The organism is Streptomyces sp. NPDC056347 (assembly GCF_042262625.1).
Taxonomy (GTDB): Bacteria; Actinomycetota; Actinomycetes; order Streptomycetales; family Streptomycetaceae; genus Streptomyces.
Genome location: NZ_JBHJQP010000010.1, coordinates 1 through 19,774 on the forward strand (window position 1 = coordinate 1; position 19,774 = coordinate 19,774).

20 protein-coding genes are annotated in these 19,774 nt (G+C 72.9%); 11 read left to right on the forward strand and 9 right to left on the reverse strand.

The window, feature by feature from the left end; all coding sequences use genetic code 11:
• Positions 1-44: 44 nt before the first annotated feature.
• From ACFCV8_RS04405 to ACFCV8_RS04420, 4 genes are all read right to left on the reverse strand, one after another.
• Positions 45-1,961: a TerD family protein gene (locus ACFCV8_RS04405; protein WP_376683730.1), complete on the reverse strand. Its 1,917-nt coding sequence runs from the start codon at positions 1,959-1,961 to the stop codon at positions 45-47.
• 133 nt (positions 1,962-2,094) lie between these two features.
• The gene (locus ACFCV8_RS04410; RefSeq protein WP_073747806.1) at positions 2,095-2,673 is read right to left on the reverse strand and encodes a TerD family protein; all 579 of its coding nucleotides are present in this window, start codon (positions 2,671-2,673) and stop codon (positions 2,095-2,097) included.
• 143 nt (positions 2,674-2,816) lie between these two features.
• Positions 2,817-4,943, reverse strand: coding sequence for an excinuclease ABC subunit UvrB (gene uvrB / locus ACFCV8_RS04415; protein ID WP_376683731.1), 2,127 nt, complete (start codon positions 4,941-4,943; stop codon positions 2,817-2,819).
• Between the two features lie 62 nt (positions 4,944-5,005).
• Positions 5,006-5,893 (reverse strand): MHYT domain-containing protein, encoded by an 888-nt coding sequence (locus ACFCV8_RS04420; protein ID WP_376683732.1) that lies wholly within the window; start codon positions 5,891-5,893, stop codon positions 5,006-5,008.
• A gap of 216 nt (positions 5,894-6,109) precedes the next feature.
• Between ACFCV8_RS04420 and ACFCV8_RS04425 the strand changes: the two genes are divergently transcribed.
• The 3 genes from ACFCV8_RS04425 (at position 6,110) to ACFCV8_RS04435 (ending at position 9,117) form a co-directional block, all read left to right on the forward strand.
• The gene (locus ACFCV8_RS04425; protein WP_376683733.1) at positions 6,110-7,003 is read left to right on the forward strand and encodes a glycerophosphodiester phosphodiesterase; all 894 of its coding nucleotides are present in this window, start codon (positions 6,110-6,112) and stop codon (positions 7,001-7,003) included.
• 79 nt (positions 7,004-7,082) lie between these two features.
• A complete protein-coding gene (locus ACFCV8_RS04430; protein ID WP_376683734.1) occupies positions 7,083-7,625 on the forward strand; it encodes a methylated-DNA--[protein]-cysteine S-methyltransferase in 543 nt (180 codons plus the stop codon).
• 268 nt (positions 7,626-7,893) lie between these two features.
• Complete coding sequence (locus ACFCV8_RS04435) at positions 7,894-9,117, forward strand: MFS transporter (RefSeq protein WP_376683787.1); 1,224 nt, start codon at positions 7,894-7,896, stop codon at positions 9,115-9,117.
• Positions 9,118-9,249: 132 nt separating this feature from the next.
• On the opposite strand, the gene ACFCV8_RS04440 is transcribed toward ACFCV8_RS04435, so the two are convergent.
• Positions 9,250-9,612 (reverse strand): cupin domain-containing protein, encoded by a 363-nt coding sequence (locus ACFCV8_RS04440; RefSeq protein WP_376683735.1) that lies wholly within the window; start codon positions 9,610-9,612, stop codon positions 9,250-9,252.
• A 141-nt stretch (positions 9,613-9,753) separates the two neighbouring features.
• On the opposite strand from ACFCV8_RS04440, the gene ACFCV8_RS04445 reads away from it, so the two are divergent.
• Both ACFCV8_RS04445 and ACFCV8_RS04450 read left to right on the forward strand, forming a co-directional pair.
• Positions 9,754-10,740, forward strand: a complete 987-nt coding sequence (locus ACFCV8_RS04445; protein ID WP_376683736.1) for a pseudouridine-5'-phosphate glycosidase — start codon at positions 9,754-9,756, stop codon at positions 10,738-10,740.
• Positions 10,680-11,648 (forward strand): carbohydrate kinase family protein, encoded by a 969-nt coding sequence (locus tag ACFCV8_RS04450; protein ID WP_376683737.1) that lies wholly within the window; start codon positions 10,680-10,682, stop codon positions 11,646-11,648. The genes ACFCV8_RS04445 and ACFCV8_RS04450 overlap by 61 nt, the downstream gene beginning before the upstream one ends.
• Positions 11,649-11,687: 39 nt before the next feature.
• Here the strand turns inward: ACFCV8_RS04450 and ACFCV8_RS04455 are convergent, their stop codons facing one another.
• Both ACFCV8_RS04455 and ACFCV8_RS04460 read right to left on the reverse strand, forming a co-directional pair.
• Positions 11,688-12,338 (reverse strand): uridine kinase, encoded by a 651-nt coding sequence (locus ACFCV8_RS04455; protein ID WP_376683738.1) that lies wholly within the window; start codon positions 12,336-12,338, stop codon positions 11,688-11,690.
• Between the two features lie 29 nt (positions 12,339-12,367).
• On the reverse strand, positions 12,368-13,327 hold the full coding sequence (locus ACFCV8_RS04460; RefSeq protein ID WP_376683739.1) for a hypothetical protein: 960 nt from the start codon (positions 13,325-13,327) through the stop codon (positions 12,368-12,370).
• A 128-nt stretch (positions 13,328-13,455) separates the two neighbouring features.
• Here ACFCV8_RS04460 and ACFCV8_RS04465 point away from each other — a divergent pair, with 128 nt between their 5' ends.
• Positions 13,456-13,821: a nuclear transport factor 2 family protein gene (locus ACFCV8_RS04465; RefSeq protein ID WP_376683740.1), complete on the forward strand. Its 366-nt coding sequence runs from the start codon at positions 13,456-13,458 to the stop codon at positions 13,819-13,821.
• Between the two features lie 702 nt (positions 13,822-14,523).
• Here the strand turns inward: ACFCV8_RS04465 and ACFCV8_RS04470 are convergent.
• The gene (locus tag ACFCV8_RS04470; protein ID WP_376683741.1) at positions 14,524-15,192 is read right to left on the reverse strand and encodes a winged helix-turn-helix transcriptional regulator; all 669 of its coding nucleotides are present in this window, start codon (positions 15,190-15,192) and stop codon (positions 14,524-14,526) included.
• 84 nt (positions 15,193-15,276) lie between these two features.
• Between ACFCV8_RS04470 and ACFCV8_RS04475 the strand changes: the two genes are divergently transcribed.
• The 3 genes from ACFCV8_RS04475 to ACFCV8_RS04485 all read left to right on the forward strand — a co-directional run bounded on the left by ACFCV8_RS04475 (position 15,277) and on the right by ACFCV8_RS04485 (position 18,095).
• The gene (locus tag ACFCV8_RS04475) at positions 15,277-16,488 is read left to right on the forward strand and encodes a pyridoxal phosphate-dependent aminotransferase (protein ID WP_376683742.1); all 1,212 of its coding nucleotides are present in this window, start codon (positions 15,277-15,279) and stop codon (positions 16,486-16,488) included.
• A gap of 153 nt (positions 16,489-16,641) precedes the next feature.
• The gene (locus tag ACFCV8_RS04480; protein WP_376683743.1) at positions 16,642-17,322 is read left to right on the forward strand and encodes a peptidase; all 681 of its coding nucleotides are present in this window, start codon (positions 16,642-16,644) and stop codon (positions 17,320-17,322) included.
• Positions 17,323-17,681: 359 nt separating this feature from the next.
• Positions 17,682-18,095 (forward strand): DUF3574 domain-containing protein, encoded by a 414-nt coding sequence (locus ACFCV8_RS04485; protein ID WP_376683788.1) that lies wholly within the window; start codon positions 17,682-17,684, stop codon positions 18,093-18,095.
• On the opposite strand, the gene ACFCV8_RS04490 is transcribed toward ACFCV8_RS04485, so the two are convergent.
• Entirely contained in the window at positions 18,029-18,643 is a 615-nt protein-coding gene (locus ACFCV8_RS04490) for an HXXEE domain-containing protein (RefSeq protein ID WP_376683744.1), read from the reverse strand. The genes ACFCV8_RS04485 and ACFCV8_RS04490 overlap by 67 nt on opposite strands.
• 86 nt (positions 18,644-18,729) lie before the next feature.
• On the opposite strand from ACFCV8_RS04490, the gene ACFCV8_RS04495 reads away from it, so the two are divergent.
• Positions 18,730-19,335, forward strand: a complete 606-nt coding sequence (locus tag ACFCV8_RS04495) for a TetR/AcrR family transcriptional regulator (RefSeq protein ID WP_376683745.1) — start codon at positions 18,730-18,732, stop codon at positions 19,333-19,335.
• Between the two features lie 89 nt (positions 19,336-19,424).
• On the forward strand, positions 19,425-19,736 hold the full coding sequence (locus tag ACFCV8_RS04500; protein WP_376683746.1) for a hypothetical protein: 312 nt from the start codon (positions 19,425-19,427) through the stop codon (positions 19,734-19,736).
• Positions 19,737-19,774: the final 38 nt, after the last annotated feature.

Genomic DNA, 19,774 nt, shown 5'->3' on the forward strand with positions numbered 1-19,774 from the left:
GCCCGGCGCCGGTCGTTCGGCGCCGGTCGTTCGGCGCCGGTCGTTCAGCGCCGGGGGCGGCGGGCCGCGGCCACCTGCGCGAGCACCTGCTCCAGGACCCGGCTGCCCGGCGGGATCCGCGGCGGCTCGTACGTCCAGGCGTGCCCCACCCAGGGGTCGGCCAGGTGGTCGTCGGGGACCGGGGTGATCCGCAGCAGCGAGCGCCACAGCGGGTCGAGCACCGGCCCGTATCCGGCGGCGTCCTCCCGGTCGGCGACCATCATCAGGTGGACGCCGACCGCGGGGCCCTCGTCGGCGAGGTAGCGCAGCTGGGTGACGGCCCGGTCGTCGAAGCCGTGCGGGAAGTCGTTGACGATCAGCAGCTGCTCGCCCGGGTCCACGTCCGGGGGCAGCGAGTCGGCGGCACGGGCCCGGATCGCCATCTGCACCAGGTCGACGCGGCGGGTGAGGTGGGCCAGGACCGAGGACACACCGGCGGCCCCGGCCGCGGGCGGCCCGGCGAGCGCCCCGGACCGCACCAGGGGCGCGAGTGTCCCGGCCGCCGTGCCCGCCGGGTCGATGACATGGACGGAGAACTCGTCGGCCGGGTAGACGGCCAGCAGCCGGGCCGCGATCAGGACCGCGTTCTCCATGGCCAGGCCGCGCAGCCGGTCGCTGTCGAGCAGGGCGGCGGCCTCGGAGGACGTACGGCCGCTGTCGATCCAGAGCCCGCGCTCCAGCGGCAGCCGGACCAGCAGCGGGATGTTCAGATCGGGCTTCTCGGGCAGGTGGAGGTCGCCGATCCGCAGCGCCATGGGGATCTCCATCGGGACGCGGTAGGCGTGCCAGACGGGGTTGTCCCAGCGGGCGAACGCGGCGGGCAGCGCGGGCTCCACCACGTCGGACTCGGCGGTGAGCTGGGCGAGGTCGCGGTCGAGTGCCTCGCGGGCGCGGGCGGTCAGCTCGTCGTGCCTGGCGCGGGCCTCGGCACGGGCCCGGTCGCCCGCGCCGCCGATCCGGCTGCGCGGGTCGGACAGCGTGCGGTCCAGCTCCTGCTCCATGCGGGACTCGGCGAAGTCGACGGCGCTGCGGTACGCGGCGGTGGTGCGGGCCAGGTCCTCGAACATGCCCCAGATCTGGTTGTAGAGGCGCTCGTCCATGGACCAGCCGGTCGCGTCACCGGCGACGGGCCGGGCCGGGCTGCCCGGCTCGGCGGGCGGTGCGGTGGGAGGCGGCGGCGGGGGCGCGGAGGTCTGGCGGCGCGGGTGCGCGTAGCTGATGGTGCCGCCGGGCGGGGTGGCGGGCTCCGTGAGCGGCTCGGGCGGCTGGGCGGGGGGCCGCTGCCCGCCCTGGGCCGGTACGGGACCGCTGCCCGGTCCTCCCCGGCCGGTGTCCGGGGTGCGCGGCGGGGGCGGGGCGACCGAGCGGGCCATCGCCCGGGTGACGGCCTCCTGGATGGAGCGGGCCAGCTCGGCGGCGCCGGGCAGGCCCTGGTCGGCGAGCATGGCGTCGAGGCCGCCGGCGTACCCCTGGCCGACGGCGCGCACCTTCCAGGCTCCCTGCCGGCGGTAGAGCTCCAGGGCCGCGACGGCGGACTCGGTGTCCAGACCGGTGAGGGTGAAGGTGGCGATCTCGCCGCCGTCGAGGCCGGTGACGGCGACGAACGGGGCGGCGACGGCGCCGAACCTCGACGGGCCGCCGGACCCGGTCGGCAGGGCCAGCAGGACGGTGACCCGGTGCACCGAGGGGGGCAGGGCGTCGAGGTCCACGGCGAGCCGGTGGTCCGCCGCGGCCTGCTTGGACACTTCGAGTCCGGGGAGCTGGGGCGACCCCGGGTGGGCGATCCACTCGGTGCCGCGTACCGTGCCGTTCTCGTCGCCGAGCGTGGCGCCGGCCACCACCGGGGTGCCGGCCGACACCCGGATCTCCAGTCGGGTCTGCGGCAGTGTGTGGTTCTGCCCCCGGGCCAGCTCGGCCGTCATTGCCCTGTCCCCTCGACGATGCGCTGCTGTGCTGCGCGCCCCGTGCGGGGCCGCGCGATGTGTTGCAGCTCCCGGCGGCCGATGCCTCCGGGAGCTGCGGGTACTGATGCGTACCGGCCTGGCCGGGCCCTGGCTACAGGTGCGGCAGGATCGCCGGCATCAGGTCCTGGAAGGTGCGGCCGTTGGCCGGGTTGCCGAGGGCCGTCATCTGCCAGCCGTTGCCCGAGCGGTGCACCTTGGCCATGATCTGGGCGGTGTACTGGCCGCCGCCGTCCAGCGTGTAGCGGGCGAGCTCCTGGCCGTTGGTCTCGTCGACGATGCGGCAGAAGGCGTTCTGCACCTCCTGGAACGTCTGGCCGGTGAAGGAGTTCACCGTGAAGACGATCTGGTCGATGTGGACCGGCACCCGCTGCAGGTCGACCAGGATGGCCTCGTCGTCGCCGCCGGAACCGGCGCCGCCGACCAGGTTGTCCCCGGTGTGCTTGACCGAACCGTCGTCACTGACGAGGTGGCGGAAGAAGACCACGTCGACCGGCTGCTTGTCGGCGAAGAGCACCGCCGACGCATCGAGGTCGATCTCCCGGGTACGCGATCCGAACAGACCCCGGCGCGGCGCTGCCTGCCAGCCGAGCCCCATCCGTACCGCGGTCAGGGTTCCCCCGTCGCTCTTCTGCAGGCTGATGGCCTGACCCTTGGTCATGTTGACCGTCACGCGCTGTCCCCTCTCCGCATTTCCCCGCAACCATCCGTGCGCGGTTTCCCAGAACCCTACGCAGTCGCGCCGGTGCGGCGCGCACGTCGGGCCGTATTGTGTCGGTCCTGCAACACACCGGACGCCCCATGAGTGAAGTGGGCTCAGGCGAGGCCCGCTTCGCGCATCTGGCGCAGCTCCTTCTTCAGCTCGCCGACCTCGTCGCGCAGCCGCGCCGCCACCTCGAACTGGAGGTCCGCGGCGGCCGCCCGCATCCGGTCCGTCATCTCCTCGATGATCCCGGCGAGTTCGGTGGCAGGCCGGTCAGTGACCGTCTCGCCGCCCTTGGCCCGGCCGGCTCCGGTCCGCTTGCCGCCCAGTGCCGGAACCGGGGCCTTGGCCCCCTTGGCGTCCTTGGTGCGGCGGTAGCCGCTGTCGAGCAGCTGCTCGGTGTCGATCTCCTCGCGGGCGATCGTCGCGACGATGTCGTTGATCTTCTTCCGCAGCGGCTGCGGGTCGATGCCGCGCTCGGTGTTGTAGGCGACCTGCTTCTCGCGGCGGCGGTTGGTCTCGTCGATGGCGTGCGCCATCGCCGGGGTGATCGTGTCGGCGTACATGTGGACCTGCCCGGAGACGTTCCGGGCGGCGCGGCCGATGGTCTGGATCAGGGACGTCCCCGAGCGCAGGAAGCCCTGCTTGTCCGCGTCGAGGATGGCGACGAGCGACACCTCGGGCAGGTCGAGGCCCTCACGCAGGAGGTTGATGCCGACGAGTACGTCGTACTCCCCGGAGCGCAGCTCGCGCAGCAGCTCGATGCGGCGCAGCGTGTCGACGTCGCTGTGCAGATAGCGGACCTGGATGCCGAGCTCCTGGAAGTAGTCGGTGAGGTCCTCGGCCATCTTCTTGGTGAGGGTGGTGACCAGGACCCGCTCGTCCTTCTCGGCGCGGGTGCGGATCTCGTGCACCAGGTCGTCGATCTGGCCCTCGGTGGGCTTGACGACCACTTCGGGGTCGACGAGTCCGGTGGGACGGATGATCTGCTCGACGAAGCCGTCGCCCCGGGACAGCTCGTACGTCCCCGGGGTGGCGGAGAGGTAGACGGTCTGGCCGATCCGGGTCAGGAACTCTTCCCACTTCAGCGGGCGGTTGTCCAGCGCGGAGGGCAGCCGGAAGCCGTGGTCGACGAGGGTGCGCTTGCGGGAGGCGTCGCCCTCGTACATGGCGCCGATCTGCGGGACGGTGACGTGCGACTCGTCGAGGACGAGCAGGAAGTCCTCGGGGAAGTAGTCGAGGAGGGTGTGGGGGGCGGTGCCGGGCGAGCGGCCGTCGAAGTGCATCGAGTAGTTCTCGACGCCGGAGCAGGTGCCGATCTGGCGGAGCATCTCGATGTCGTACGTGGTGCGCATCCGCAGCCGCTGGGCCTCCAGCATCTTGCCCTGCTTCTCCAGCTCGGCGAGGCGCTGCTCCAGCTCCTGCTCGATGCCGTTGACCGCCTTCTCCATGCGCTCCGGACCGGCGACGTAGTGGCTGGCGGGGAAGACGTGGAGGGACTGGTCCTCGCTGATCACCTCGCCGGTGAGCGGGTGGAGGGTGGAGAGCGCCTCGATCTCGTCGCCGAACATCTCGATGCGGACGGCGAGCTCCTCGTAGACCGGGAAGATCTCGATGGTGTCGCCGCGGACCCGGAAGGTGCCGCGGGTGAAGGCGAGGTCGTTGCGGGTGTACTGGATCTCGACGAAGCGGCGCAGCAGCTGGTCGCGGTCGATCTCGTCGCCGACCTCGAGGTGGACCATGCGGTCCACGTACTCCTGGGGCGTGCCGAGGCCGTAGATGCAGGAGACGGAGGCGACCACGACGACGTCGCGCCGGGTGAGCAGCGAGTTCGTCGCGGAGTGGCGCAGCCGCTCGACCTCCTCGTTGATCGAGGAGTCCTTCTCGATGTAGGTGTCCGACTGCGGGACGTACGCCTCGGGCTGGTAGTAGTCGTAGTACGAGACGAAGTACTCGACGGCGTTGTTGGGGAGCAGCTCGCGGAACTCGTTCGCCAGCTGGGCGGCGAGCGTCTTGTTCGGCGCCATCACGAGCGTGGGGCGCTGCAGTTTCTCGATCATCCACGCGGTGGTCGCGGATTTGCCGGTGCCGGTCGCGCCGAGCAGGACGACGTCCTTCTCACCCGCGCGGATACGTCGCTCCAGCTCGGCGATGGCCGCGGGCTGGTCGCCGCTGGGCTGGTAGGAACTGACGACCTCGAAAGGCGCCACCGAACGTTCGATCTTCGAAACGGGCCGCATGTGACCACCGTACGACCCGCCACTGACAACCGGGCCGGACCGGCCGGATCCACGGGCGCGGTTCACCACTCCCCGGGGGGTGCGGGGTCGCGCGGCCGGGAGTGGAAGGACGCCGGATCGGCGTGCGTGCCGAAGCTCGGCACCTGCCGCTGGGCCGGGATCCCGGCGGGCCGTCCGATGCCGTCCGCGAGCCCGGGGTCGTTCCAGTCCGGAGTGCCCATCACCATCAGCGGGTCGAACATCACGACGACCGCGGCGAGGACGAGGAAGCAGCCGGGGCCGATCAGCAGGGGCACGAGCGGGGCGTTCACCGTGCCGGCCGTCCCGGTGTCGGGGATCGCGCCGGGGTGCAGGTGGACGCTGAGCGCGGCCATGCCGGTGTAGTGCATGCCGCTCACCGCGACGCCCATGACCACGCTGGCGCCGAGGCCGGGCAGGAAGCCGTTGACGGCCACGGCGGCCCAGAGCGCGGTGGTGGCGGCCACCACCGCGATCACGACGGAGAGCACCACGGTGAACGTGTCGTACTCCAGCTGTCCGTCGAGGCGTATTCCGGCCATGCCCAGGTAGTGCATGGTGGCGATGCCGAGCCCGGTGATGGTGCCGCCCGTCACCAGGGCCATCGCGGTGGCGCCGCGGTAGCCGACGACGAAGATGCCGACACCGACCATGCCGACGGCGACCGCGAGGCTGGCGAAGGTGATCGGCTTGTCGTAGGTGATGGTCACGCCCTCGACGGAGAAGCCCGTCATCGCGATGAAGTGCATGGTCCAGATGCCGGAGCCGATGGACGTCGCTCCGAGCGCCAGCCAGCCGGCCTTGAAGGACTGCTCGGTGCGCAGCGAGCGGTTGGTGCAGCGAAGGCCGAGGGCCGCGCCGAGACAGGCCATCAGGAAGGCCACGACGGGCGTCACCGCTCCGTAGCTGAATCCGTCGATCGTGCCCTGCATGCTCGTACGCCCTTCGCGGAAGCCCGGGGTTCGGGGTGACCCTAAGGCGCGAGTCCCGGCAAACAAACAGAAGAGCTGCATTTTATCGAGTACACATCCGGCCCGTTACCCGGTATCGACGGGCACGTTCACGTTGTGGCCATCCTTCGCCTGTCCCTCGTTGGTGCACGACTGTCACTCTCGGCCCGCCCGCACCTTCCGACGCAAGGAGTACACGTGTACGCACGTACCGCAACCGCCGCTCTCGTCGCCGCCGCCGTGGTCGGCACCGGCACCCTTCTGATGCCGGGCACCGAAGCCCTGGCAGCGGGCGGCACCGCGGCGGACGCGAAGCGGACCGCGCCCGTCGTCATCGCCCACCGGGGCGCCTCGGCGTACGCGCCGGAGAACACCCTGGCCGCCGTCGACAAGGCCGACGCCCTCGGCTTCGACTGGGTGGAGAACGATGTCCAGCTCACCAGGGACGGCGTGCTGGTGGTCGTCCACGACACCGACCTGAAGCGGACCACCGACGTCGAGGAGGTCTTCCCGGAACGTGCTCCGTGGGCGGTCAAGGACTTCACGGCGAAGGAGATCGCGAAGCTGGACGCGGGCAGTTGGTTCGGCCCGCGGTTCGCCGGGGCCAAGGTGCCCACGCTCGAGCAGTACCTGAAGCGGGTCGAGCGCAACCGGCAGAAGCTCCTCCTGGAGATCAAGAGCCCCGAGCTCTACCCGGGCATCGAGAAGGAGACCCTTCGGGTACTGCGCCGGAACGGGTGGCTCGACCGCGCCCACGTGAAGAACCGGCTCGTCGTCCAGAGCTTCGGCGCGGACAGCGTGAAGAAGGTGCACCAGCTGCGTCCGGACATCACGACGGGCTTCCTCGGCACCCCGGCGGTGGCCGACCTGCCGTCGTACGCGGCGTTCACCGACCAGATCAACCCCTCCCACCCCTCGGTCTCGGCCGACTACGTGGCGGCGGTGCACGCGCTGAAGGGGGCGCACGGCAGGAAGCTCCGGGTCAACACTTGGACGGTCAACGACGCGGCGACCGCGGCGAAGGTGGCGGGCCTGGGCGTGGACGGCATCATCACCAACAACCCCGACGTGGTCCGCGAAGCCACGCGCTGACCCGTCGGTCCGGGGCGCGACGGGGAGCGACGGGGAGCGGCGGAGCCCGTTGTCAGTGGGCGGTCGTACGGTGGTGCCCATGGACAGCAACGGAGTCGTCGAGTGGGCCGTCGTCGGGAGCGACATCGGCCCGCTGCTGCTCGCCGCGACCGGTACGGGGCTGGTGAGCGTGGTCTTCCACGCCCGCCCCGAGGTGCGGGAGGCGGCGGTGGGCCGACTGCGGGAGCGGTTCGGCGCGGAGCCGGTGGAGCGGCCCGGCTCCGCGCGGCTCGCGGAGCCGATACGCCAGCTCGCGGAGTATTTCGCGGGTGCGGCGCGGGAATTCTCGCTCCCTCTGGACTGGTCGCTGACCTCCGGTTTCAACCGCCAGGTGCTCCGCGAGCTGGCAGCGGGCGTGCCGTACGGGACGGTCGTCGGGTACGGGGACCTCGCCCGGCGGGTGGGGCAGCCGGGGGCCGCGCAGGCGGTCGGGGTGGCGATGGCATCCAATCCGCTGCCCGTGGTGGTGCCGTGCCATCGGGTGGTGGAGAGCGACGGCGGGCTCGGCGGTTTCGGCGGGGGCCTTGAGACCAAGCGGCAGCTGCTGGCCCTGGAGGGGGTGCTGCCGCAGCCACTGTTCTGAGCCGGGGACCGGTGGATGGTGATCGGTGGCCGGTCGATGACGGCTGGTCGCCGGGGTCCAGGGGGCCGGGTGTTCGGGCCGTCGCGCCCCGGTGCGACGGTCGCGGGCGCGCACCCGTCCACTTTCGCGCCCGTGTGCCTGCTGGCACACTGCGCCAGTGACAAACAGCCTTGACGCACCTGACACCCCCACCGGGCCCGGCGGTCCGGCCACTCCGGCCACTCCGGCCACTGCGGACGCTCCGGTCTCGGCGGCCGAGCTCCCCGGCCTGCGGCGCAGAACGTCGGCGGTGCTCATAGGCAGCCAGATACTCGGCGGTCTCGGCGTCCCCATCGGTATCGCCCTGGCCCCGGTGCTGGCCACGGAGGTGGGCGGCTCCGAGGCACTGTCCGGGCTGGGCCCGACGGCTTCGGTTGCCGGGACGGCGTTGCTCTCGCTGCCGCTGGCCGCGCTGATGACCGCGCGCGGACGGCGCCCCGGACTCGTGCTGGCGTATCTGATCGGCGCGTTGGGCGCGGGGCTGGTGGTGCTGTCCACGCTCGTGGAGAGCTTCCCGCTGCTCCTGCTCGGCATGGCCGGTTTCGGCGCGGGCTCCTCGGCCAATCTCCAGGCCCGGTTCGCCGCGGCGGATCTGGCCGAGCCGGAGCGGCGCGGCCGGGCGATCTCCACGGTCATCTGGGCCACCACGATCGGCTCCGTCCTCGGGCCGAACATCGCCGCCCCGGTGGGCCGGGTCTTCCGCGGCAGCCCGGTCTCCGAGCAGGCCGGACCGTTCGTCTTCGCGGCCGGGATCTTCCTGCTGGCCGCCGTGGTCGTCGGAGCACTGCTGCGGCCGGACCCGCTGCTCACGGCACGGGCGCTGGCGCCGCACGACGAGTCGTCCCCGGCCGGCCGTTCGCTGCGTGCCGGGATCGCGGCGGTCCGGGCCTCGCCGATGGCGCGGCTGGCGCTGGTGACGGTGGCCGTCTCACACACCGCGATGGTCTCGATCATGGTCATGACCCCGGTCGACCTGGGACACCACGGGGCCGGGCTCCAGCTGATCGGCCTGGTCATCAGCGGTCACATCGCGGGGATGTACGCGTTCTCACCGGTGATGGGCTGGCTGTCGGACCGCTTCGGACGGCTCGCCGTGATCGGTCTGGCGGTCGGGCTGCTGTCCTGCGCCGCGCTGCTGGCCGGGACCGCGGGGGCCAGCCACGGACAGACGGCGGCCGGGCTCTTCACGCTCGGCCTCGGCTGGTCGGCGGGGCTGGTCTCCGGTTCGGCGCTGCTCACCGACTCCGTACCGCAGGCGGCCCGCGCCGCCGTGCAGGGCCTGTCGGACCTGACCATGAACACGGCGGCGGGCGTCGGCGGTGCCGTCGCCGGGGTCATCGTCGCCCGGGCGAGCTACGGCTGGCTGAACGTGGTCGGGGCGTGTCTGCTGCTGCCGATGGCGGCGCTGGCACTGCGCCGGGCGCTGGCGCCCTCGGTCCGGCCCGGCGGCTGAACCGCCCTCGGGATGATGCGCCCGGGCCCTCCTCGACCGGCGGTCCGGATACGCCGACGCCGGTGCGACGCGGCAGGCCCCGGTTCGGCTCAGGCGCGGTTTCCCGAGGCTCCCCTTGGCTCCGGTGTGGCCTCAGAGGCTGATGTGGTACGCCTTGCGCAGCGTCTCGTGCACCGTCCAGGTCGTACGGTCGCCCTCGCGCAGCACGCAGGCGTCGCCCGGCCCGATCTCCAGCGTCGCACCGCCCTCGACCACCACGGTCGCCCGGCCGCTGACGACCACGAAGAGCTCGTTGGCCTCGGTGTCGGTGACCACGCCGGGGGTGATCTGCCAGATGCCGCGCAGCTGCTTGCCGTCGGGGGACTCCCAGAGCACCTTGCCGGTCACCACGGGCTCACCGGAGACGATCTGTGCGGGGTCGAGCGGTTCCGGTTCGAGTTCGGCATCCGGAATGTGCACGACGAAAGAGGCAGAAGAGTGATCAGAAGTGCTCATGGCCGGTCACCTTAGCGACCCTTTCAGGACAGCTCCACAGCAGGCCGCACCGATACGACGGATGATGCCCGGACCGTCGCTTACCGGCCCGGCCCGCGGCCGTACGTTTGAGGCGACCGCACCCGCGACAGGGATGTGGACATGTCATTCAACGCCTCGCACAGCGCGCGCCCCGGCGCTCCTGTCCTCTCCGCCGAGGTACGGGCCGCCCTCGCCGCGCACCGCCCCGTCGTGGCCCTGGAGTCGACGATCATCGCCCACGGGCTGCCGCGCCCCCGCAATCTGCGGGTCGCCGCGGAGCTGGAGGATCTCGTGCGGTCGGCGGGCGCGGTGCCCGCGACGATCGCCGTCCTCGACGGAAGGCCCCGGATCGGCCTGGGCAAGGCCCAGCTGGACCGGGTCGCCATGGACCCGGCGATGCGGAAGCTGGGCCACCGGGACCTGGCACCGGCCCTGGCGACGGGCGCGAGCGGCGCGACCACCGTGTCCGCCACGGCTTTCCTGGCCGCCCGCGCCGGACTGCGCGTCTTCGCGACCGGCGGCCTCGGCGGCGTGCACCGGGAGTGGGCCCGGAGCCAGGACGAGTCCGCCGACCTCCGGCTCCTCGCCCGTACGGGCATCACCGTGGTGTGCGCGGGCGTGAAGTCGATCCTGGACGTCCCGGCGACGCTCCAGCGCCTGGAGACCCTGGGGGTCACGGTGCTCGGCTACGGAACCGACCACTTCCCCGGCTTCTACCTGGCCAGTTCGGGCGAGCCGGTCGACTGGACGGTACGTACGCCCCAGGAGGTCGCGGCGGTGATGCGGGCCCAGGACGCGCTCGGCGGCGCCGGTTCCGCCCTGGTCGTCGCCAACCCCGTGCCCGTGGCGGACCAGCTGGACCCGGCGCTCCACGACCATGTGCTGGCCGAGGCCCTGGCGGAGTGCCAGGAGCGCGGCATCGCGGGGCAGGCGGTCACACCCTTCCTGCTGGAACGGCTGGCGCGGGGCACCGGGGGCGCCTCGCTGGAGGCCAATCTGGCAGCCGTACGCGGGAACGTGGCGCTGGCCGCCCGGATCGCCGGAGCATGGGCCGCTGCCACGCCCCCGGACTCAGAAGACCGGCGGGATCCGGCGGCCGGGGCGTGAGCGGCGGCGGACTGCTCGTCATCGGGGACGTGGTCACGGATGTGGTGGCCCGGCACGGCGCACCACTGGTCCACGGCACGGACACCGCCGCCCGGATCCGTACGCTGCCCGGCGGGGCGGGGGCCAACGTGGCCTGCTGGGCGGCCCGTTCGGGATGCTCCGACGTGCGGCTGCTGGCCAGGGTCGGCGCCGACAGCGCGGACTGGCACCGGGACGCGCTGCGCCGGGCGGGGGTGCGCTGCCTGCTGGCCGTGGACGAACGGGCGCCGACCGCCACCGTCGTCGCGCTCGTCGACTCCGCCGCCGAACGCACCTTCCTCACCGACAGCGGTGCCGTGCTCCGGCTCTCCCCCGCCGACTGGTCGCCCCCGATGCTGGACGGCGTCGCCCATCTCCACCTCTCCGGCTACCTCCTCTTCGCCGCGACGAGCCGTGCGACGGCCCTGCTCGCCCTGCGGGAGGCCCGGCGGCGGGGGATCACGGTGAGCGTCGATCCCGCCTCGGCCGGATTCCTCGCCGAACTGGGCACCAGCCGCTTCCTGGCCGCCGTGGAGGGCGCCGATCTGCTGCTGCCCAACGCGGACGAGGCCCGGCTGCTCACCGGACTGTCCGAACCTGCCGAGGCCGCCGCCGAGTTGAGCCGACGGGTGGGCCGGGTGGTGGTCACGCTCGGCGAGGGCGGGGCGCTGCTCGCCGAGCGTGGTGCGGCGGTCCGGTACGTCCCCGCCGTACGGGTTCCCGGCGCGGTGGACTCGACCGGGGCGGGCGACGCGTTCACCGGCGGCTTCCTCGCGGCACGGCTGGCGGGGGCGGACGGCGTGGCGGCCACGGAGGCGGGCTGCCGGGCCGGGGCGGAGGCGGTCACCGTCGTGGGCGGCCGCCCCGGGCCCCTTCCGCCCACCCCGTGACCGGGTGGGTGGCCCCGCCCACCTGACCGGCCCTCCGCGTCAGGCCTCCGGGCCGCGCCACCCCGTCCAGGCCGGGTGGGCGGGATCGTCGGCGCGTACGACCGCGTCCGCGTGGTCGCCGGGCACGGTCTCCGTCTCGTACCGGGCGAAGGCGGGCAGCGTCCAGCGCCCGCTCTCCTCGGTGCGCCGTCGCAGCGCGCCCGGCGACAGCCGCAGATGGATGCCGAGGTCGAACGGGAACCAGTGCCCCAGCAGCAACGGGCCGTGCACCACCAGCACCCCGCCCTCGGGCAGCGGGCGGTACGGGCTGCGCGTGGCCCGGTCGGTCACCGGGTCCCAGAGGTCCGGCAGCACCTGCCCGCTGCCGCCGGGCTCCAGCGGCCCGAAGACCTCGCGCCACAACGCTCCGGTGTCGAACCAGCCGTCGTAGTACGCGTCGGGGTCCTCCTTGCCGTACTCGTACCGGAGGCTCGCGGGACGCAGGAAGCCCTCGGTGGACACCACCAGCACCGCACGGCCCCGGACCCGCAGGGCCTGCGCGACCCGCTCCGCCAGTTCCCCGGTGCGGGCCGCCGGTGCGCCGTCGACGGCGAGCTTCGTCCAGGGACCCCGGTCGGCCGGTTCGAGGGCGTCGGCACGCACGGCGACGGCATCGGCCAGCCGCTCCCAGGAGATCGCTTCGAATCGCACCCCACCATCATCACCGTCCGCGCCCCGGGTCAGGCACCGGCCCCGGGCGCCGCGTCGCGGGGGCCGTCCGGGGCGCGCCCGTCGAGGTCACGGCCCACCAGCGCGCGGTGGCGTGCCTCGAGCACGTCGATGCAGGCGTGCAGCCCGGGGCGCGGCGCGATGCCGGAATCGCGCATCGCGTGGACGGCCTGGATGTTCCGGCCCGCCAGGATCAGTTCGTCGGCCTCCGTACGCACCGCCGCGGGCAACGCCCACCAGATGAGTCGGGCCCGGTGACGCTCGGCGAGGTCGCACACCCGGTCGGCGAGCGGACGCAGTTCCGGTTCACGTTCGGCCGCGGTGTCGGCGAGGCGGCGGATGTCGGCGAGCCAGTGCCCGGACGGCCCCTCCGGCGCGTCGACGCGGTCCAGGCCTCGTTCCAGCAGCCCCCGGGCATCCTCCGGCCGGCCGCGCAGCACGGCCTTCGTCGCGGCGACCGCGTTGGCCAGCGCACTCGCGGGCCACGACCAGGCGTCGTCGGCCGGGGCCGCGGGGCCGCCCGCGCCTCCCTGCGCCGCCACGACCTCCAGGTCCACCCGCCAGAAGAGCGGCAGCCCGCGGAAGGCCGCGAAGAACAGCCGCCGTGCACCGGATCGCCGCGTGTCGGGATCGGTGCGCAGCGAGTCCAGCGGCCGGACCGCGCCGAGCACGTCACGCACGTCGGCGAGGCAGTCGGCGAACCGGTCGCCTGGCACGGTCCAGGTGAGGTCGATGTCGCTGTACGCGTCCGCGGTCCCCCGGGCGAGCGAGCCCCGCGGCTCCGCCCGCGAACCCGGGCAGTGCGCGGCGAGCGTCCGGGCCAGTTCCCCGGCGAACGCGGCACGGCACCTCGGATCGAGCCTCTCCGCACACGGCTCGAATCCGTCCGCGCACGCGTCGAGCCCACCCGCGCACGGGTCGAGCCCACCCGCACGTCCTCGGGACCGGGCCCGAGGGGTCCGTTCGTCCATGGCCGCTGTCTCCCACCACTCGTCGCTTCCGCCGCTTCTACCGCATCCGTCGCTTCCGTCGCTTCCGTCGCTCATCGATTCCGACGCTTCCCGGGCGCCTCGGCGGTTGCGCCTTCTACGATCCCCCCATGGACCTCGCATTCGCCCGCGCGTTCGCCAACGAGTGGCTGGACGGCTGGAACTCCCACGACCTCGACCGCATCCTGACGCACTATCACGACGACGTGACCTTCAGCTCGCCCGTGATCCTGCAGATGACCGATGACGCCTCCGGCACGGTGCACGGAAAGGAGGCACTGCGCGCGTACTGGGCGACCGGCCTGGAGCGTATCCCCGAGCTGCGGTTCGAGCTGGTGGACGTACGCGTGAGCGTGGACGCCCTGGTGATCGACTACCGCAACCAGATCGGCGGCCGGGTCAGCGAGGTGCTGACCTTCCGCGACGGCCTGGTGATCTCCGGCTTCGGCGCGTACGGGGAAACGCTCGCCAACTGACGGCCGACGGCGGGCCCCAAAGCGGCGCCACCGCCCGGGAACCCCCTCAGTCGACCCACGCCACGACCGCCATCTTCCCGCTCTTCGGCAACGCGGTAGAACTCCCGGAGACGCGCGAAGTGGCCCTCGAGATACGCGCACGGGTCCCCGGCGAACCCGGAGAATCCACCGGCCTCCCGGTACGCCGGAACCTCCGCCGGCAGTGGTGCGATGTCCAGGGCGGCCAGCTCCCGGGCCACCACGCTCACCGCTGCCGGGGCGAGAAGGGCCGGAGGGGCGTCGAGGTCGTCGTGCACCCCGTGGTGGTCGAGGAAGGAAACCACGCTGCGGGAATCCCCGTCGACGGCACGCCGCAGAACGGGGACCTGCCGCGCGTCGGGCCACATGCGGCGGCAGAGCCGCAGCAGCTCCCGGACCGCCCGGTCCAGGTCGAGGACATCGGCATCCGGCGGATCCCACCGGGGATCTCCGTCCGGCGAGACCCTGGCCGCCTCACGGCACCGTTCGAGGTACTGCGGGGACACGCGCGCGAGCTGCTGGGACAGGGCCACGCACGCAGTATTCCCACTCGGCACGGGGACCGCCACGCTCTTTACGGGCTGATGCGTCCCGCCTCCGGCGCGGACGCGGACACACGAGCAGGAGCGGGCTCGGGATCGGGTGTGCCTCGCCCCATGCGAGGGGAGGAGAGCCGTCGGCGCGTCACCCGCCTCGCAGTTCCGTGGCGAGCGGGCCCTCGCCCGACACCTCGACGCGCCCGCCGCCGACGGCCTCGGCAAGGCTCAGCCCGCCGTGCGCCAGCTCCAGGCAGACCTCGGCATCGAGCGCTATGCAGACATCGGCCCGGACGGCGGGACCGTCCCCGTAGACCGGCGAACCGCTCTCCACGTCACCCGCACGCACATGGAACCGGCCCTCGTCCAACCGGACTTCGACGGTCCCGGCGTGACTCAGCCCGTCCAGCGCACGCAGCAGCGGCAGGGCGAACCAGTGGGCCCGCACCGCGTCGGTGGGGCGTCGCTCGGCCAGCTCGGGTGCCCCCCATTCGGCGAGCGCGGCCAGCACCGGCATCAGGCCCCGGCCGCGCCCGGTCAGCTCGTAGACCGAGGCGGCGCCGGGCGGCGGAAGTCTGCGCCGGACGGCCAGGCCGTTCTGCTCCATGTCCCGCAGCCGGGAGGCGAGCACATCCGTACTGACGCCCGGCAGATCGGCGTGGAGGTCGGTGTACCGGCGGGGGCCCGCCAGCAGTTCACGGACGATCAGCAGCGTCCACCGGTCGCCCACGGCGTCCAGGGCGCGCGCGGTGGCACAGAACTGGTCGTAGCTCCGGCGGCGGACCGGGCGTGCGGCGGACTGTTGCTGACGTGGCATGGGACGCAGTCTAGACATGTTGTTGGACTTTCCAAGTCCGGGCTTGGTAAAACCAAGTATCGCAATCGGGTCGGGGAGGCACGCATGGAGTTCCGGCAGTCCAGCAAGCTCAACGAGGTCTGTTACGAGATCCGGGGCCCGGTCATCGAGCACGCCAACGCCCTGGAGGAGGCCGGCCACAGCGTGCTCCGGCTCAACACGGGCAACCCCGCGCTCTTCGGCTTCGAGGCGCCGGAGGAGATCGTCCAGGACATGATCCGGATGCTTCCGCAGGCCCATGGCTACACGGATTCGCGAGGCGTCCTGTCCGCCCGCCGGGCGGTGGCGCAGCGCTACCAGGCGATGGGGCTGACGGAGGTCGGGGTCGACGACGTCTTCCTCGGCAACGGCGTCTCCGAGCTGATCTCGATGGCCGTCCAGGCGCTGCTGGAGGACGGCGACGAGGTGCTCGTCCCGTCCCCCGACTATCCGCTGTGGACGGCGGTGGTCACGCTCGCGGGCGGCAGGCCGGTGCACTACGTCTGTGACGAGTCGTCGGACTGGAACCCGGACCTGGCCGACCTCGCATCGAAGATCACCGACCGCACCAAGGCCGTCGTGATCATCAACCCGAACAACCCGACCGGTGCCGTCTATCCGCGCGAGGTCCTCGAAGGCATCCTCGATCTGGCGCGCAGGCACGGCCTGATGGTCTTCGCGGACGAGATCTACGACCAGATCCTGTACGACGGGGCCGAGCACCACAGCGCGGCGGTCCTCGCCCCCGACCTGGTCTGCCTCACCTTCAGCGGGCTGTCGAAGACGTACCGTGTGGCGGGCTTCCGCTCGGGCTGGATGGTGGTGTCCGGACCGCAGCAGCACGCGCGCAGCTATCTGGAGGGGCTGACGATGCTCGCCTCCATGCGGCTGTGTCCCAACGCGCCCGCGCAGTACGCGATCCAGGCCGCGCTCGGCGGGCGGCAGTCGATCCGGGAGCTGGTCGCGCCCGGTGGCAGACTGCACGAGCAGCGCGACCGTGCCTGGGAGAAGCTGAACGAGATCCCCGGGGTGTCGTGCGTGAAGCCGAAGGGCGCGCTCTACGCGTTCCCGCGCCTGGACCCCAAGGTGCACCGCATCGTCGACGACGAGAAGTTCGTGCTGGACCTGCTGCTCCGGGAGAAGATCCAGGTCGTCCAGGGCACGGGCTTCAACTGGCCCCGCCCCGACCACTTCCGTATCCTCACCCTCCCGTACGCCGACGATCTCGACGCCGCGATCAGCCGTATCGGCCGTTTCCTGACCGGATATCGCCAGTGATTCATGCGCTGCCGGCGATTCGTGCGCTGCCGGCGATTCGGGCACTGTCGGCGACCGGACGCCGACGGCATTCGGACACCATCGGTGACCGGACGCCGACGGTGGTCGGACGCCACCAGTGATTCGGACACGACCAGCGATCGGACACAGCAAGTGAATTGTTCCGCCTGCCGATTCCCCGTACAGACCCAGTTCGCCTCGCCGTCCCTCGTCGGGCCGATCGTGGAGGAGGGGCTCGATCCGGCCACCGATCCGGCGTGGGCCGAATCGGGAGCGGCGTCCCCGGCCGAGTACGCCCGCTGGTCGGGCCATCTGTGCGGGATGACCTGTCTGCGCATGGCGCTCGGCGCCGGAGCCCCGCCCCTGTTCGCGCTGCGCGACGGCGCGCTTCGCCACGGCGCCTATACCGAGGACGCGCGGGGCGAGATCCGCGGTCTGATCTACGCGCCCTTCGCCGCGTACGCACGCGAGGCGCACGGCGTGGACGCCACGGTCCACCGCAGCCTGGCCCCGGAGGAGATCCCCGGGCTGCTGGACGCCGGGCGTGCGGTCATGGCCTCGGTGCACTACGCCATCCGGCACCCCGAGCGGCCCGCTCCGGGGCGGGGCGGGCATCTGGTGCTGCTGACGTCGCGTACGGCCGACGGCGGCGGCGTCCACTTCCACAACCCGTCGGGGACGACGGCGAGGACGCGGGCCGCGGAGCTCTCGCTCTCCGATTTCGAGCGGTTCTTCGCGGGACGCGGGGTGTCCCTGGCCATGAGCGGCGCCCGGCCCGAAACGGGAGCGGGCCCGGAGGCCGGCGGCCCCGTCGCAGGACCGCGGAGAGCATGACGGGGAAGGACTCGGACAAACGTCTCCCCCGCCGAACGGTTCGCGGGCGGGGCGCGATGCGCGAGGGGACCCGCGACCGGGCCGTACGGGTGGATTCCGGTGGGCGCTCGCCGCAGTCGCCCATGTCCTGCCACCGCCCCCGGGGAACCGTTTGCCACAGTGGCCCGGCAGATCCGGGCGCCGGCGCGCGCCCTCTCCCCGTCCTTTCCCGGATCCCGCAGAGAGGTCCCGCCGTGCCCCGCCTGCCCCGCCCCACCGGCCTTGTCCGCCCCACCGGCCTCTCCCACCCCACTGCCCTCGCCGGTCCGAAGAGAGGCGCCGCGTTCGCCACGACGGCCGCCGCCCTGGCCGTACTGACCATGGGGGCGCCCTTCGCGTACGCCACGCTCGGCGACGAGGCCCCCGTCGCCGCGCGGGCCGCCGCCCCGGCCGCCGCGCGCGGCCAGGCCTACATCGAGACCCGGCTCCTCTTCGGCACCGAACGCCCCGACGGCGGACCGGCTGTGACCGACCGCCAGTTCACGGCGTTCATCGACACGGAGGTCACACCTCGTTTCCCGAACGGGCTGACGATCCAGGAAGGCCGTGCGCAGTGGCGGGACTCCCGCGGAGTCGTCGAGCGGGAGCGCAGCTACGAACTGACCCTGCTCTACCCCGCGTCCGAGGCCCGGGCGCGCGACGCCCGGATCGAGCGGATCCGCGACGCCTACGAGAAGGCCTTCGCCCAGGACTCGGTGGCCCGTGTGGAAGAGCGCACCACCGCCGACTTCTGACCCGCGCGCCGACGGGTCACGCGCCCGCGCGGCCGGTTGATCAGGCGCGCCAGCACGTGCACGCCCCCGGCGGCCACCGGAAGGAGCGCCAGCGCCGCCGCCCCCGCGCGGACTCCGCCGCTCTCGATACCGGCCGCCCGCAGTCTCCGCAGCGCCCACACCGCGTACGGGACGACGACGGTCGGCGCCGTGGCCACCCCCGGCGTGTAGCCCCGGTACGCCAGCGACTGCGCCATGTGCACTCCCCCGTGCACCCCGAAGCCGACCAGCGCGGCCCGGAAGAACGGGCTGCGTCCGCCGGTACGCGCCCCGTCCGCGGCAGCCGCTGCCACGAGCCCGCCCATCAGGCCGATCGCCACACCGGCGTCCCGCCGCGAGATCTCCATCCGTTCCAGAACCGCCCCGGGCAGCCAGAGGAACCGCTCCTGGAGCACGGGCCGGGCGGTCCGTGTCCAGCGGGCCATGGTGGCCAGTTCCTCCAGGTCGTTGGCCGCCCAGGCGGCGAGCAGCCCCCAGGTCACCGCTTTGGACACCGTCTCCCGAGCCATGCCGTCCCCCTGCTCCGCTGTACGATGCCCGCACCCTACAACGCAACGCAACGTCGCGTTGCATTTCTCGTACGTACGGAGTGCCGATGCCTGCATCACGCCCGCCCGCCGCACCGTCGGACCAGACCGCGAGGCAGCGCCCGGGGCGCGGGCCGCGCGCGGCGGAGGCGATCTTCGACACCACGCTGCGCCACCTCGCCGAGCGCGGCTACGCCCGCCTCACCATCGAGGCCGTCGCCCAGGACGCCGGGGTGAACAAGACGACCATCTACCGCTGGTGGCCCTCCAAACCGGCCCTGCTGCGGGCGGCGCTCGTCCACGCCCGGGTCCTCGACATCGACATCCCCGACACGGGCTCTCTCCGCGGCGATCTGGTCGCCCTCGTGGAACAGGTCGTCGCCCTGCTCACCAACGGGCGTACGGAGCCGGTCGCCCGCGCCCTGACCTCGGGCACCGGCCTGCCCGACGACGAACTCGCCGCGCTCACCCGCGACTTCTTCGCCGACCGCTTCTCCCGTGAACAGCCGGTCTTCGCCCGCGCCGCCGCCCGTGGCGAACTGCCCCGGGACGCCGACCCGATGCTGCTGCTGGACCTGGTCGCGGGGGCCGTCTGGATGCGGGTGCTGCTCCGCCGCGAGCCGGTGCCGCCGGACTTCGCCCGGGATGTCGTCGATGCCGTACTGCCCCGCTGACCGGGCCGGTACCGGGAACGCCCGGCCGGGGTACTGTGCGGCGGCCGGGTACGGGACCCGCCGCGCACAGGGAACGGGGCACGATCCAGATGGGCACGCCAGTACGCCACTTCACGGCCACCGCGGCTGACGGCCGCGAGTACACCGTCCGGATCGAGCGGGACTTCCGGTACGACCCGTACCGCGACTTCGTCGTCTGCGCGCACTGCGACTGGTCGCCGTCGCTGCTGACCACGCGCCGGATCGACGACATGGCCGCCGAGCATCTGGCGTCGGCGCACGGTGCCGGCGGGGGCCTGTCCCAGCGCGAGGACGAAGGTTTCCGCAAGGCACGGCTGATCGTGCTGCCGCTCGTGGCCGTGCTGCTGATCACGCTCTTCGTCTGGCTGGGCAACTCCTGAACCGGCCGGGCCCAAGCGCACCCGGAACCTCGTGCCGA